The sequence below is a fragment of the Sinorhizobium sp. 22678 genome, assembly GCF_052044265.1.
Lineage (GTDB): Bacteria > Pseudomonadota > Alphaproteobacteria > Rhizobiales > Rhizobiaceae > Sinorhizobium > Sinorhizobium meliloti_A.
In genome coordinates this window covers 221623-235450 of sequence record NZ_JBQEMS010000003.1, presented here as the reverse complement: position 1 = coordinate 235450, position 13828 = coordinate 221623, and the positions used below count along the sequence as shown (strand labels likewise).

Genomic DNA, 13828 nt, shown 5'->3' with positions numbered 1-13828 from the left:
CGGGAGGACCATCCGATGAACGCAGTGGCGGACCGGCCGCGCCGGCTCGAAAGCTATATCGCCGGCACCTGGATGCGCGGAGCGAAGGACGGCGTGACCCTTTGCGACGCCGCGACCGGCGCGCCGGTGGCGCTCGTCGATTCCGGCGGCATCGATTTCGCCGCCGCGCTTGCCTATGGACGCGAAAAGGGCGGGCCGGCGCTTCGCCGGATGTCGTTCCACGAGCGGGCGATGATGCTGAAGGCGCTTGCCCAGGTACTGATGGAGCGCAAGGAGGAATTCTATGCGCTCTCCACCGCCACCGGCGCCACGCGTGCGGACAGCTGGATCGACATCGAAGGCGGCATCGGGACACTTTTCTCCTATGCCTCGAAGGGCAGGCGGGAGCTACCGAACAGCCGCGTCCTCCTTGACGGCGGCGTCGAGGCGCTGTCACGCGACGATACGTTTTCCGCCCAACATATCCTGACGCCGTTTCAGGGCATCGCGGTGCACATCAATGCCTTCAACTTTCCCTGCTGGGGCATGCTCGAAAAGCTCACGCCGACGCTGCTGGCGGGGATGCCTGCGATCGTCAAGCCTGCGAGCCAGACCGCCTATCTCGCCGAGCTGGTGGTGCGGCGGATCGTCGACGCCGGTTTGCTTCCGGAAGGCGCGCTCCAGCTCGTCTGCGGCTCCTCGCGCGATCTTCTGGATCATGTCGGCGTCCAGGACGTGGTGACCTTCACCGGTTCGGCCACGACCGGGCGCAAGCTCAAGACCCATCCCGCGATCGTCGGCAATTCGGTGCGCTTCACCATGGAAGCCGATAGCCTCAATGCGGCTGTCCTCGGGCTCGATGCGGCCCCTGGAACGGAGGAATTCGATCTTTTCGTTCGCGAAGTCGCGCGCGAGATGACGTCCAAGGCCGGGCAGAAATGCACGGCCATTCGCCGGGTGATTGCGCCGCGGGCCCATTGCGACGCGCTGGTCGCCGCTCTCGGCGAGCGGCTTGCCAAGGTTCCGCTCGGCGATCCCGCCGACGAGAACGTGCGGATGGGGCCGCTCGCAAGCCTCGGCCAGCGCGAAGAGGTGAGGGCGCGCATCCGCGATCTCACAACGGATGCAGAGATTGTTGCGGGCGATCCGGCAAGGCCGCAGCTCGTCTCCGGCGATGCGGAGGCGGGGGCTTTCCTCAATCCCGTTCTTCTCTATTGCGATCGTCCCGGCGCAGCGCGGTCGGTTCACGACGTCGAGGCCTTCGGCCCCGTGAGCACGATCATGCCCTATGATACGGCGGAAGAGGCGGTTGAACTCGTCCGGCGCGGAAGGGGGAGTCTCGTCACCTCCGTCTTCACCAATGATCCCGATATTGCGCAGGAGCTGGTGATCGGCATGGCGCCGTTCCATGGCCGCGTGATGATCGGCAACCGCCTGAGCGCGAAATCCTCGACCGGGCACGGCTCGCCCTTGCCGGGTCTCGTCCATGGCGGCCCGGGCCGGGCGGGCGGCGGCGAGGAACTGGGCGGCATGCGGGGCGTCAGGCACTACATGCAGCGCACGGCCGTTCAGGGCGCGCCAGGCCTCGTCTCGGCGGTCACCGGCCGCTGGATGGAGGGTGCGCCGGCGCGAGCCGGGGGCGAGCACCCCTTCCGCAAGTCGCTGGCAGAGCTGCGGGTCGGCGACCAGATCGTTACGGCGACGCGCACCGTCAGGCTCGAGGACATCGAGCATTTCGCCGAGTTCACCGGCGATACGTTCTACGCGCATATGGACGAGGAGACCGCCCGCGCCAATCCGTTCTTCGACGGCCGCGTCGCGCATGGTTATCTCGTCGTTTCCCTGGCCGCCGGTCTCTTCGTCGATCCCGCCCCGGGGCCGGTGCTCGCAAATTACGGCGTCGACGCACTGCGCTTCCTGGCTCCCGTCTCTCCCGGCGACACGCTTCGGGTCCGCCTCACCTGCAAGGAGATCAGTCCGCGAATGAATGCCGACTATGGGGAGGTGCGATGGGACTGCCGCGTTTCCAACCAGACTGGCGCAACCGTCGCGCAATATGATGTATTGACCATGGTGGCGAAGACCGGAAGCGGGGAAGAATGATGACGGAGCAGGAGACGCGGCATCTGGTGATGACCGTCCTGATGACGCCGGACATGGCGAATTTCAGCGGCAAGGTGCATGGCGGTGCGCTATTGAACCTGCTCGACCGAGTGGCCTTCTCCTGCGCGTCGCGCTTTTCCAAGCAATATGCGGTGACGCTCTCCGTCGACCAGGTGATCTTCAAGGAGCCGATCCATGTCGGCGAACTCGTCACCTTCCGCGCGGCGATCAACTATGCCGGCCGTACCTCGATGGAGGTCGGAATAAGGGTGGAGGCGGAAAACATCCGGGCGGGCACGCGGCGGCACACCAATTCCTGCTATTTCACCATGGTCGCCGTCGACGAAGCGGGCCGTCCCGTCACGGTCCCGGAGTATCATCCGGAGACGGCAACCGAAAAACGCCGCCACCAGGCGGCCGAGCTGCGCCGCACGCTTCGGCGGGAATTCGCCCATCGGCTGAAGACGGTCGCGGAAACGGGGCGGGATGTTGGGGAGTAGACGGACTCCGATCGGATGGCGTCGATACCCTCTCCGCCCTGCCGATCCAATTCAGAGGGGGTGCCCGGCGTCAAGGTCCGCCGCATCGGTCAGCGACCCCTGAATTCCGGGTTGCGCTTCTCCAGGAAGGCTGCCACGCCCTCTGCATAGTCGGCGCTGCGGCCGGCTTCGCGCTGCAGGTCGCGTTCGAGGTCGAGTTGTTCGTCGAAGGAATGGGTGGCGGCGGCGTGGATCGCGCGCTTGGTCAGACCGAGCCCCCTGGTCGGCCCGGCAGCGAGCCGCACGGCAAGTGCGGAGGCCTCGTCCATCAGCGCCGCGTCGTCGACGGCGCGCCAGATCAGGCCCCAGCTCGCCGCCGTCTCTGCGTCCAGCGGTTCGGCCGTCATCGCCAGCGCCTTGGCTCGCGCTTCGCCGACGAGCCGCGGCAGGCTCCAGGTTCCGCCGGAATCGGGCACCAGTCCTATTTTCGCGAAGGCCTGAATGAAGCGGGCGGAGCGGGCGGCAAGCGTGATGTCGCAGGCGAAGGCGATGTTGGCGCCGGCCCCGGCGGCAACCCCGTTGACGGCGCAGACGACCGGCTTTTCCAGGCTTCGGATCAGCTTCAGGAGCGGATTGTAGAAGGTCTCGATCGTGTGGCCGAGGTCCGGCGTGCCGCCCTTGCGGGGATCGCGGTCGCCGAGATCCTGGCCCGCGGAAAAGCCGCGCCCGGCTCCCGTCAGCATCACGGCACGCACATCGTCGTCCGATCCGGCGCGCTCGAAGCCGGCGCGCAGTGCGAGATGCATTTCCTCGTTGAAGGCATTGAGCTTGTCGGGTCGGTTGAGCGTCAGGCGCAGGACGCCGGCTTCAAGCGCCGACAGTACGGTGTCGGAATCGGACATGTTTCCTCCCTGCACCCTCTGGTTCCCGCCCATAAAAGCCTTGCATGGTCCGACCGGCCGGTCAATCATGACGCACGGAGGACGAGCATCGTGCCCCTCAGCATCGTGCATAGAGACGGGGTCGCCGTCGTCGCCGCGGGCAACCCCCTGCGCCACGTTTTTCATGCCGAGCGCGCCGCACGCCGTCCGCCGGCGTTAGCCGGCATCGAGCCGCACCCGATCCGTTCGGCGGCGGTGATCGGCGGCGGCACCATGGGAACCGGCATCGCCGCTGCCCTGCTCAACGCCGGACTTCCGCTCGTCCTGGTCGAGCGCGACGAGGCCGCGGTGGAACGGGCGCTTGCCAGGCTGCGCGCAATCTTCGACGGCGCGGTGAAGCGCGGGCGCATCTCCGTGAGGCTTGCGACCGAGCGCCTGGCAACCGTTACCGGTACGACGCATTATACGGCGCTGGCGGAGGCGGACCTGATCATCGAGGCGGTCTTCGAGGATCTGGACGTGAAGCGCGATGTCTTTCGAAAGCTCGCCGCCGACTGTCGCGCTGACGCCATTCTCGCGACGAACACGTCCTATCTCGATCCCGAACGGATCGCCGCGGACATCGGGAGCCCGGAGCGGTTTCTCGGGCTGCATTTCTTCAGCCCCGCGCAGGTGATGAAGCTTCTCGAAATCGTGCCCACGCAAGCGACGGCGCCCGAGGTGCTGGCGACCGGTTTCGCGCTAGCGCGGATGCTGAACAAAATCCCCGTGCGCGCGGGTATCTCGGACGGTTTCATCGGCAACCGGATTCTCAAGGTGATGCGGGCCCAAGCCGAGCGGCTGCTGCTCGGCGGCGCGACACCCGCCGCCGTCGATGCCGCCATGCGCGCCTTCGGGCTGCCGATGGGACCGTTCGAGGCGCAGGACCTCGGCGGGCTCGATATCGCCGCCTTCCAGCGCCGTGCCGCCCGCGCCCGCGGCGAGAGGACTTTTGCGCCGGTTGCCGAACGCCTTTCGGAGATCGGGCGCTTCGGCCAGAAGAGCGGCGGCGGCTGGTACGACTACGCGCCCGGCGACCGCACGCCACGGCCCTCCGCGACGGTCGCCCGCCTCATCGCGGAGGAGGCTCGGGGCCGGCCCCGAAGAGCTTGGGACGAGGCCTCCATCGTCGACTGCATCCTCTGGCCGATGGTCAACGAGGCTACGCGGATTCTCGAAGACGGAACGGCTCTGAGGGCCTCCGATATCGATCTCGTGGAGATCCACGGCTACGCCTTTCCGCGCTGGCGGGGCGGGCTGATGCATCATGCCCAGGCGCACGGCCTTCACAAGGTCGCGGAGGCGCTGAGTGCGCTTGCGGAGGCGGGATTCGCCGATCCCCCTTGCGACCCGCTGCTCCAGGCTGCCGCGGGAGGCAGCTTCCTTTGACGGACGCGCCCCGCAAGGGCCACGGGGCGGGCATTTTGTCTCGGCCGGCCGAGCCGGGTTGCGCAAACGGCCACGTTTTCCTAGGAGGACCGTTTCGGATTTAAGAACAGCAGGTCCTGCCTTGATCGAGACCCCATACTACCTCATCGACAAAGCCAAGCTTACTCGCAACATGGAAAGGATCGCCCATGTGCGCGAGAAATCCGGCGCCAAGGCTTTGCTGGCGCTGAAGTGCTTCGCCACCTGGTCGGTTTTCGACCTCATGCGCGACCATATGGACGGCACCACGTCTTCCTCGCTCTTCGAGGTGAGGCTCGGCCGCGAGCGGTTCGGCAAGGAAACCCATGCCTATAGTGTCGCCTATGGTGACAACGAGATCGACGAAGTGGTCTCTCACGCCGACAAGATCATCTTCAACTCGATCTCGCAATTGGAGCGTTTTGCCGACAAGGCGGCGGGCATCGCGCGCGGACTGCGGCTCAACCCTCAGGTCAGTTCCTCGAGCTTCGACCTGGCCGATCCCGCGCGTCCCTTCAGCCGGCTCGGCGAGTGGGACGTTGCGAAGGTCGAGCGCGTCATGGACCGGATCAACGGCTTCATGATCCACAACAATTGCGAGAACAAGGAATTCGGTCTCTTCGACCGGATGCTCGCGCGGATCGAGGAAAGGTTCGGCTCGCTCATCGCCCGCGTCGATTGGGTAAGCCTCGGCGGCGGCATTCACTTCACCGGGGACGACTATCCCGTCGAGGCCTTTTCGGCGCGCCTCAGGGCATTTTCCGACCGTTACGGCGTCCAGGTCTATCTGGAGCCGGGCGAAGCGTCGATTACGAAGAGCACGACGCTCGAAGTGACGGTGCTCGACACGCTCTATAACGGCAAGAATCTCGCCATCGTCGACAGTTCGATCGAGGCGCACATGCTTGACCTGCTGATCTATCGCGAGGCGGCCAAGGTTTCGCCGAACGAGGGGCCGCATAGCTACATGATCTGCGGCAAGTCCTGCCTCGCCGGCGACGTCTTCGGCGAGTTCCGCTTCGCCGAAGAGTTGAAGGTGGGCGATCGCATCTCGTTTCAGGACGCCGCCGGTTACACCATGGTCAAGAAGAACTGGTTCAACGGCGTGAAGATGCCGGCGATCGCCATCAGGGAACTTGACGGAAGCGTCAGGACCGTCCGCGAATTCACCTACGCGGACTACGAGCAGAGCCTCTCCTGAGGCTTCGCGCAAGCAAGACGGGTAGAAGGAGATATCCCCCGAAATGAAAAAGAACGTTCTCATCATCGGCGCCGGTGGCGTGGCACAGGTCGTGGCGCACAAATGCGCCCAGAACAGCGATGTATTGGGAGATATTCATGTTGCCTCACGCACGGTCGACAAGTGCCGCAAGATCATCGAGTCCGTACGCAAAAAGAACAGCCTGAAGACCGAGGTGAAGCTCGAGGCGCATGCGCTCGACGCGCTCGACGTCGAGGCGACGAAGGCGCTCATCGTGAGCACCGGCTCTCAGATCGTGATCAATGTCGGCTCCGCCTTCGTCAACATGTCGGTGCTGCGCGCCTGCATGGACACGGGTGTGGCCTATATGGACACGGCGATCCACGAAGAGCCGAACAAGATCTGCGAGACGCCGCCGTGGTACGGGAACTATGAATGGAAGCGCGCCGCCGAATGCAGGGAAAAGGGCATCACCGCCATTCTCGGCGTCGGCTTCGACCCGGGCGTGGTCAATGCCTATGCGCGCCTCGCCAAGGACGAATATTTCGACAAGATCACGGATGTGGACATCGTCGACATCAATGCCGGCAACCACGGCAAATATTTCGCCACCAATTTCGATCCGGAGATCAACTTCCGCGAATTTACCGGCGTCGTCTACTCCTGGCAGAAGGGCGCCTGGCAGACGAACCGGATGTTCGAGGTCGGCAAGGAGTTCGACCTGCCCGTCGTCGGCAAGCGCAAGGCCTATATGACCGGCCATGATGAGGTTCACTCGCTGTCGAAGAACATGGACGGGGCCGACGTGCGCTTCTGGATGGGCTTCGGCGACCATTACATCAACGTCTTCACGGTTCTGAAGAACCTGGGCCTCCTTTCAGAGCAGCCGGTCAAGACGGCCGAGGGCCTCGAAGTGGTGCCGCTGAAGGTGGTCAAGGCAGTCCTGCCGGACCCGGCGTCGCTCGCGCCCGGCTACGAGGGCAAGACCTGCATCGGCGATTTCGTGAAGGGCCTCAAGGACGGCAGGGAACACGAGGTGTTCATCTACAACGTCGCCGACCACAGGCAAGCCTATGAGGAAGTGGGCTCGCAGGGTATCTCCTATACGGCCGGCGTTCCGCCGGTGGCCGCCGCGATGCTGATCGCCAGCGGCGAGTGGGATGTGAAGCAGATGGCAAATGTCGAAGAACTGCCGCCCCGGCCCTTCCTCGACATCCTGAACCGCATCGGCCTGCCGACGCGCATCAGGGACGAGCAGGGGGATCGGGCACTCAGCTTTTCCTGAAAGACGCCGGGGCCCGAACGGGAGTCCGATTGCAGCCCGGCCGTCATATGACGGCCGGGCTGCAATCGCCGCGACGCCCCCTTATTCCCGGTCCAGGAAATGCAGGATGTGATCGGTAAATTGCTCCGGACCCTGAAGCAGCGAAAAATGGCTGACTTCCGGCTGGATCAATAAACCCGCTGCGGGAATGCTGTCCGCGATGAACAGCGTGTCTTCTCGCCTGACGACCTCCTCATGGTCACCATCCACGACCCAAACGGGAACGGCGATGCTGCCGAGAGCCTCTGCGGTGAGGTTCGGTTGCGATTCCCACATCCGGTCCATCTGCTCACGGAAGTCGCCGTAGCCGCCCGGTGTGGGAGACAGTTTCACATATTCTTCGCGCGCCCTGTCGAGATAGGCTTTGAACAACACGTTTTGGTCCAGTGGGTAGAGGCCTGACGGCTTGCTGTTCGCTGCGAAAGCGAACACCCTGCTTATGCGTTCCGCATGGTCTATCGCGAGCTTCAGTCCGATGATCGCACCGTCGCTCCAGCCGACGATGGCGGCTTTCTGCAGGCCGAGGAAATCCATCAGCGCCACCACATCGGTTGCCATGAGGTCATAGCTCAAGGGTCGTTCATCCCGGGTGCTGCGGCCATGGCCGCGGCTGTCCATGACGATGACCTGATAGGCGCCGGCGAGCGTGGAAATCTGGTTTCCCCAATAGTTCGAATTGCCGAGTCCGCCGTGGAGCATGATGACGGGCTCGCCGCTGCCGTAGACCGCATGCCAGATCTTGATGCCGTTCACAGGCGCCTCTCCCTCGCGCCCTGCTGCGGGAAGGTCCGGCGTTTCCGGCAGCATCTCCCATCTCGGCTCCGCCATCGCCGTGCCAAGCGAGGCAGCGCCCGCAATCAAAGAGTACATGATTTTCGTTCCCCAGCGCTTCCCACGACCCGACTGGGTCGGGCTCTCTATTGTCGCCATCGTTTCCCCCGCCAGCGATTGTCAGTTTTCCATTCGCAGCAGCCCGCTTATTCGAAGAAGCTCCATCTGGCTTCTGACGCCGAGCTTGCCGTAGAGGCTCTTCACCTGGGTCCTGACCGTCTCCCGCGAGATGCCGGCGGCATCGGCGATCCGCGCCGCGTTCTGCCCCGAGATCAGACCCTGCATTGCCCGCAACTCCGCGGCCGTCAGACCATTCGCGCTTGCAAATCCCCTGAGATCCAGGGGCGGCTCCTTTGCTTGGGATTCGATCAGCACGATCACGGAAGGGCCTTCGAAATAGGCAGACTCGCAGTCCTTGCACGTGCGAATGAGCGTGAGCTTCGTTGAACCGAGGACGAAGGTCGTGGCCGTGTCTCCGTCGAAGCCGCGGCGGAGCATCCCATGGAGCGCCGCGTCAGCATCGCTGTCCCGGATATGCAGTTTTCCCCCGGGGGTCAGCCTCAGGACCCGTCCCGCTTCGACCATCGCCTGGCCCTGGGCGCCGAAATTGATCGCGCGAGCGCCTTCGTCGACGACGACGACGCCCAGCTCACTCTTCTGACATACGGAACGGCCAATTTCGGACGCGACGGAGCTCCGCCGGTTGGCGTACCGGAAGGCCCGCCGCAGATGCGGCGCCAACCGCGTCAGGAGATCGGCCACGTCCCGGTTCTTCTCGGGATCGGCTCTCGAGGTGGTAATCGACAGCAGCATTGACTGTCCGCGCTCTCTGGCGAGCGTCACGCCGACCGCGCTTTCCCCGACCATCGGTCGAAAGAAGTCGTTGTAGAAGGGTGTTTTCACGAATTGCTCGCGTGGCAGCATCTGCTCGGCGACGACACCGATCCCGATCTTCCGCCGAGAGGCTGCGGGCATCCACGGATTGAGCTTCGCATAGTGGCTGGCGTAGTCCGAGACGACGTCGGCCGGCAGACCCGATGTAAGCTCCCATGCCCCAGCCCCACTGTCGACGTCGTGATAGAACAAGGTCGATCGGCCGTCCGGAAGCGTAGCGGCCAAGCCGTCGAGAAAACTTTGCCACGTCGTCTCGTGAAGCAATGCGGAATAGATCCGGTCGGCAAGCCTGCTCTCGACTGCAGCTTCGATGCTCATGGCGGCCCCTCCTGCATAGTGGGCAGACCTGCTCCGGACTGCACGTCCCCCGCCTGCAGTTCCTGAGCAGCCCAGGCTCTTACTATAGGCGATCAACCTCGACCTGGCATCACCCCGCGGGGTGAGCGTCTCGGCTGCTCGTCTGCGGAGCTCTCGGGGAGCGTATCGTCCCGCGAAGGCCGGCCTCGCTCGCGCCTGGGACGGCTGAAGAAGATGGGCCGCAAGCGGCTGTTGCACTTCACAGGCCCGCTGGAATTTACCTCCGCGGTCGAGCGCGCCCAGGCATTTCGGGCCGTCGCCAGCGGTGGGGCGCCGGTCCTGAGTGATGGTCTTGACGGAGTGCGAGTTTCTTGTGTTCTCGCAGGTCGTCCATGTTGATGTAGCGATTGGCCACCATCCAGTTTCGTGGGTTTCGGCGGCGAGCGCGCGGACGAGGTTTGCCCAAAGCCGGCTGCGGCGTCTTAGGAGCCCCGCAGTGATTCCGCGTCGACTTTAGGTTCGACACTATCAACGTTACCGATCGGGCTTTATCTAACCGGAAGAGCCAAGGTCAATCACTGTCTTAAATACGACAGCACTTGCCATCGCACAGAGCTCTCACAATTGTGCATTTCGCAAAGCCTCGACGACCTCGATTCGCGCGACGCCGATCAATTGTTCCATTGCGTGGCGCGCGACGTCGGGCTGCCGCATCCTAATTGCTTCCAGTACATCCTGGTGCTTCGATATCGCCTGTTCGTGGGACTGGCTTGCGCGATTGGTCAGCCGGAAGCTGGCAAGCAGTGCCGCACGGATCGCGGTGGCAAACTGTCGATAGACCCAATTGCCGCTCGCGTTGATAATGGCGGTGTGGAAGTCGAGATCTGCGCGGCTCCATTCTTCGGTGTCACGCGCATTGGCCTCCACCATTTCCTCGAATGCTTTCGAAATCTGGAACAGCTGACGCGCCGTTGCGTTAGCGGCTGCCTGAGCTGCTGCGGCCGGTTCCAGCAACTGTCGCGCATCGATCAGCGATATGTAGAAATGTTCGTCAGCACCGAACTTGAGCGTCGCGTCCAGCACCAATGGGTCCAGATAATTCCAGTTCTCCCGTGGCAGTATTGTCGTTCCCGCCCGCGTGCGCGAGCGGACCATGCCAAGAGCAGAGAGGTATTGCATGACTTCTCGCAGTGTCGTGCGGCTGACACCGAACTTGTCAGTCAGATCGGCTTCGTTCGGCAGGATTGAGCCTTCGGCCATCTCACCGGAAATGATCATATCGACAAGTTGCTGGAGGAGTGCTTCACGAACACTTCGCTTGCCGCTGTCGGCGATGGGAAAGCCCTTGGAGGAAATCATTCCCGCCGTCCGTGCCACTGTCATCTTACTCTCCCCCAGACGGTAGTCTGCCGCGTCAGGTTGCCGGCATGAAGCGCCGGGAAATTGCATCCGGGGCCAATCTAAAAATAAATAGTATTTATATCAAGCCTTTTTATTCCCCCTACCGCTAAGTATTTGAGTATGGTGAGCGGGTAACTAACTGACGTAAATAGCAAAATTCGAGATGAACGTAAATCAGCCTACCTGCACCGATTTCGATGACGCAATCTCCAACGACTCATCGCCGTAAAATAAATCGTATTTATATTGACAATGATATGATCAACGGTATTTTAACCGCGTTCCGCCGGAGGAGCGGGATCGCGACCAATTCGACCACGCATCACAAGATAAGATTCCTTTGGAGGAGCACATGAAGCTCATGAAAACCGCCGCTTTGACGGCAATGACTGTATTGGCCCTTAGTGCGGCTGCCGCGTCCGTTTCAGCACAAGACAACGGTCTGAAAGTCGGCGCGATCTATATGGATGCGCAGGGCTTCTATGCCGGAGTGCGAAAGGGCATCCAGACCGGCGCGGCTGATGCCGGGCGCAAGCTCGAGATCATCGAGACCAACGCGCAGGGCGATGTCAGCAAGGAATCGTCCTTCATCGACGCGCTGATCTCTGCCGGCGTCCAGGCGATCATCGTTTCGCCGGTTTCGGCCGATGGGTCCTATCGCGCCATCCAGCGTGCCCATGACGCCGGTATCCCGGTCGTTTGCTACAACACCTGCCTCGGCGAAGACGACATGAAGGAATTCGTCTCGGCCTACGCCGTCGGCGATCCCTATGACTTCGGCTTCAAGCTGGGCGATGCCGCCGCTGATTATTTCCTCGCCGAGAAAATGGACGCGCCGACCATCGGCGTTCTCAACTGCGAATTCGTCGAGGTTTGCGTCATCCGGCGCAAAGGCTTCGAGGAAGCATTGAAAGCCAAGCTGCCCGGCGCGCAGATCGTCGCCAACCAGGAGGGTGCGACGCTCGACAAGGCGGTCTCCGTCGCCAGCACCATGCTGTCGTCCCATCCGGACCTTGACGCCTTCTTCGGTGAAGCCGGTGGTGCGACGCTGGGTGCCGCCCGTGCCGTGAAAAGCCAGGGTCGTGCCGGCAAGACGGTGGTGTTCGGAGGCGACATGACGACGGAAATCGCACTGGAACTGGTCGATTTCACAATCATCAAGGCGGTTGTTGATATCTCCGGACAGGGCCTGGGCAAGTTGGCCCTGACGCAGGCGATCAAGTCGATCGAAGGCCAGGCGCCTGCCGATGTCAAGGTGCCTTACGAGATCGACCTCTACAACACAGCGGAATCCGGCAAGGCCTGGCTCGAAGCCCATTCCGACGGTATTCCTTGATTTCCCAAGCTGTGTTGCCGGAAGGCTGGCACAACTGACCTGACCGGCCGGATGGACATCTCAGTCTGTCCGGCCGGGACACGCCAAGATCGCGATGGCGAACAACTCCGAGACAGGCCTTCTCATGACGAACACTGCTGCCAGCCAGAGCCATGAACGCACGATTATAGCGTCGATCGACGGTTGCACGAAACGCTACCCTGGAGTGTTGGCGCTCGACAATGCCAGTTTCGACGTGTCTGCGGGCGAAGTCCGCGCACTTCTTGGCAAAAACGGCGCCGGTAAATCCACGCTGATCCGCATGCTGACGGGTGCGGAAATGCCGGACACCGGCACTGTGCGCATCGCCGGCGAGGAATTGACCCAATACGGCTCCGCGCGCGCGCAGGAATCCTTCGCCAGGGGGGTGCGCGTCGTATATCAGGAACTGTCGCTGGTCCCCGGCATGACGCTGGCGGAAAATCTCTTTCTCGGCCGTTGGCCACGCAAAAGCGGCATCCTTAACTATTCGGATATGGAAGCGCAGGCCCAGGAGGCGATGACACGCCTTGGCCTCGACCTCCCGCCCTCCCGCCTCGTTGCCGGCCTTAGCCCCGCAGAGCGCCAGCTACTTGAGATCGCCCGTGTGCTGCTCGGCAAGCCGAAGCTCGTCATTCTCGACGAGCCGACCAGTTCGCTCGCAGCGGCCGAGGCCGAAAAGGTGATGACCGCCGTTAAGCGCATCGCCAGCGAAGGCATTGCCGTTATCTATGTCAGCCATCGGATGAACGAGATCCGCCGTATTTCGCAGTCGGCAACTGTGATGCGTGACGGCCGGATTATCGACACAGTCGATGTTGCCGGCGCCGATACGCGCGAGATCGTCCGGCTGATGCTAGGTTCGGAGGCGGCGCAGGCCGCAGTTCTCGAAACGAAGGCACGCGAGAAGCTCGTTCTTGAGGTCGCGGACCTGGCGCTGGAGCCGAAACTCTCGTCGATCTCCTTCAAGCTGCGCCAGGGCGAAGTTCTCGGCATTGCCGGCTTGCTCGGTTCAGGCCGCACCGAGCTGCTGCAATCGATCATGGGCGTCCGGCATTTCGATCGCGGGACTGTTTCGGTCGATGGAAAATCGGTCGGGCGACCGAAATACAAACGCATGCTCGACGCTGGCTTCGGCTATACGCCGGAAAGCCGCAAGGAGGAGGGCATCGTTCCCTTGCTCGGCGTCGACGAGAATACCATCGCCACCAATTTCGCAGCGGTCAGCAGCAACGGCATTCTCTCGGCTAGCCGGATGGCGGAGGCAACGCGCAGGATTGTCCAGCGGCTCCACATCAAGGCCGCCGAAACCGATACACCGATCGGCACGCTTTCGGGCGGCAACCAGCAGAAGGTCGTCATTGGTCGCTGGGTCCATGCAGACAGCCGTGTCCTTCTGCTTGATGAGCCGACGCGCGGCGTCGACGTCGAGGCGAAGGCCCAGATCTATGCCATCATCCGCCAGCTTGCCGCCGAAGGCCGTAGCATCATCTTCGTCTCCAGCGAGATTGAGGAACTGCCGCTCGTCTGCGACCGCGTCGTGGTCCTGCGCGAAGGCACGCTGAAGGAAGAATTCACATCCCCCGATATTGATCAGGACGCCGTCATGGCCGCCTGCATCGCCGGTCACTGACGGAG

Annotated in this window: 11 protein-coding genes and 1 pseudogene; 8 read left to right on the top strand and 4 right to left on the bottom strand. The window is 62.9% G+C overall.

The genetic code is table 11. From position 1 onward, the window contains the following. The first annotated feature begins 15 nt into the window (after positions 1-15). Positions 16-2082, top strand: a complete 2067-nt coding sequence (gene paaZ / locus ACTJKL_RS06660; RefSeq protein WP_440852497.1) for a phenylacetic acid degradation bifunctional protein PaaZ — start codon at positions 16-18, stop codon at positions 2080-2082. Continuing rightward, positions 2082-2582, top strand: a complete 501-nt coding sequence (locus tag ACTJKL_RS06655) for an acyl-CoA thioesterase (protein WP_018096076.1) — start codon at positions 2082-2084, stop codon at positions 2580-2582. Before paaZ ends, ACTJKL_RS06655 begins: the two co-directional genes overlap by 1 nt. 89 nt (positions 2583-2671) lie before the next feature. On the opposite strand, the gene paaG is transcribed toward ACTJKL_RS06655, so the two are convergent. Further along, positions 2672-3463 carry a 2-(1,2-epoxy-1,2-dihydrophenyl)acetyl-CoA isomerase PaaG gene (gene paaG, locus ACTJKL_RS06650; protein WP_440852496.1) on the bottom strand — a complete coding sequence of 264 codons (792 nt, stop codon included), beginning with the start codon at positions 3461-3463 and terminating at the stop codon, positions 2672-2674. A gap of 90 nt (positions 3464-3553) precedes the next feature. Here paaG and ACTJKL_RS06645 point away from each other — a divergent pair, with 90 nt between their 5' ends. From ACTJKL_RS06645 to ACTJKL_RS06635, 3 genes are all read left to right on the top strand, one after another. Beyond that, the gene (locus tag ACTJKL_RS06645) at positions 3554-4870 is read left to right on the top strand and encodes a 3-hydroxyacyl-CoA dehydrogenase family protein (protein WP_440852495.1); all 1317 of its coding nucleotides are present in this window, start codon (positions 3554-3556) and stop codon (positions 4868-4870) included. 121 nt (positions 4871-4991) lie between these two features. After that, positions 4992-6089, top strand: coding sequence for a carboxynorspermidine decarboxylase (nspC, locus tag ACTJKL_RS06640; protein ID WP_440852494.1), 1098 nt, complete (start codon positions 4992-4994; stop codon positions 6087-6089). A gap of 43 nt (positions 6090-6132) precedes the next feature. Continuing rightward, entirely contained in the window at positions 6133-7374 is a 1242-nt protein-coding gene (locus ACTJKL_RS06635) for a saccharopine dehydrogenase family protein (protein ID WP_440852493.1), read from the top strand. Positions 7375-7455: 81 nt separating this feature from the next. On the opposite strand, the gene ACTJKL_RS06630 is transcribed toward ACTJKL_RS06635, so the two are convergent. Together ACTJKL_RS06630 and ACTJKL_RS06625 are read right to left on the bottom strand one after the other, a co-directional pair. Continuing rightward, complete coding sequence (locus ACTJKL_RS06630) at positions 7456-8283, bottom strand: alpha/beta fold hydrolase (protein WP_440852492.1); 828 nt, start codon at positions 8281-8283, stop codon at positions 7456-7458. An 81-nt stretch (positions 8284-8364) separates the two neighbouring features. Then, a complete protein-coding gene (locus ACTJKL_RS06625) occupies positions 8365-9456 on the bottom strand; it encodes a helix-turn-helix transcriptional regulator (protein WP_440852491.1) in 1092 nt (363 codons plus the stop codon). A 201-nt stretch (positions 9457-9657) separates the two neighbouring features. Between ACTJKL_RS06625 and ACTJKL_RS06620 the strand changes: the two are divergent. Then, positions 9658-9777, top strand: a pseudogene (locus ACTJKL_RS06620) (LacI family transcriptional regulator); the annotation flags it as partial. A 276-nt stretch (positions 9778-10053) separates the two neighbouring features. Here ACTJKL_RS06620 and ACTJKL_RS06615 read toward each other — a convergent pair. Next, complete coding sequence (locus ACTJKL_RS06615) at positions 10054-10794, bottom strand: FadR/GntR family transcriptional regulator (protein WP_440852490.1); 741 nt, start codon at positions 10792-10794, stop codon at positions 10054-10056. 394 nt (positions 10795-11188) lie between these two features. Here ACTJKL_RS06615 and ACTJKL_RS06610 point away from each other — a divergent pair, with 394 nt between their 5' ends. Together ACTJKL_RS06610 and ACTJKL_RS06605 are read left to right on the top strand one after the other, a co-directional pair. Then, positions 11189-12172 carry a substrate-binding domain-containing protein gene (locus ACTJKL_RS06610; RefSeq protein ID WP_411926498.1) on the top strand — a complete coding sequence of 328 codons (984 nt, stop codon included), beginning with the start codon at positions 11189-11191 and terminating at the stop codon, positions 12170-12172. A gap of 124 nt (positions 12173-12296) precedes the next feature. Then, positions 12297-13823 (top strand): sugar ABC transporter ATP-binding protein, encoded by a 1527-nt coding sequence (locus ACTJKL_RS06605; RefSeq protein ID WP_411926499.1) that lies wholly within the window; start codon positions 12297-12299, stop codon positions 13821-13823. Positions 13824-13828: the final 5 nt, after the last annotated feature.

Coding starts and splice junctions, on each gene's coding strand:
- paaZ (WP_440852497.1), top strand. CDS start 16: ATGAACGCAGTGGCGGACCGGCCGCGCCGGCTCGAAAGCTATATCGCC.
- ACTJKL_RS06655 (WP_018096076.1), top strand. CDS start 2,082: ATGACGGAGCAGGAGACGCGGCATCTGGTGATGACCGTCCTGATGACG.
- paaG (WP_440852496.1), bottom strand. CDS start 3,463: ATGTCCGATTCCGACACCGTACTGTCGGCGCTTGAAGCCGGCGTCCTG.
- ACTJKL_RS06635 (WP_440852493.1), top strand. CDS start 6,133: ATGAAAAAGAACGTTCTCATCATCGGCGCCGGTGGCGTGGCACAGGTC.
- ACTJKL_RS06630 (WP_440852492.1), bottom strand. CDS start 8,283: ATGTACTCTTTGATTGCGGGCGCTGCCTCGCTTGGCACGGCGATGGCG.
- ACTJKL_RS06625 (WP_440852491.1), bottom strand. CDS start 9,456: ATGAGCATCGAAGCTGCAGTCGAGAGCAGGCTTGCCGACCGGATCTAT.
- ACTJKL_RS06615 (WP_440852490.1), bottom strand. CDS start 10,794: ATGATTTCCTCCAAGGGCTTTCCCATCGCCGACAGCGGCAAGCGAAGT.
- ACTJKL_RS06610 (WP_411926498.1), top strand. CDS start 11,189: ATGAAGCTCATGAAAACCGCCGCTTTGACGGCAATGACTGTATTGGCC.
- ACTJKL_RS06605 (WP_411926499.1), top strand. CDS start 12,297: ATGACGAACACTGCTGCCAGCCAGAGCCATGAACGCACGATTATAGCG.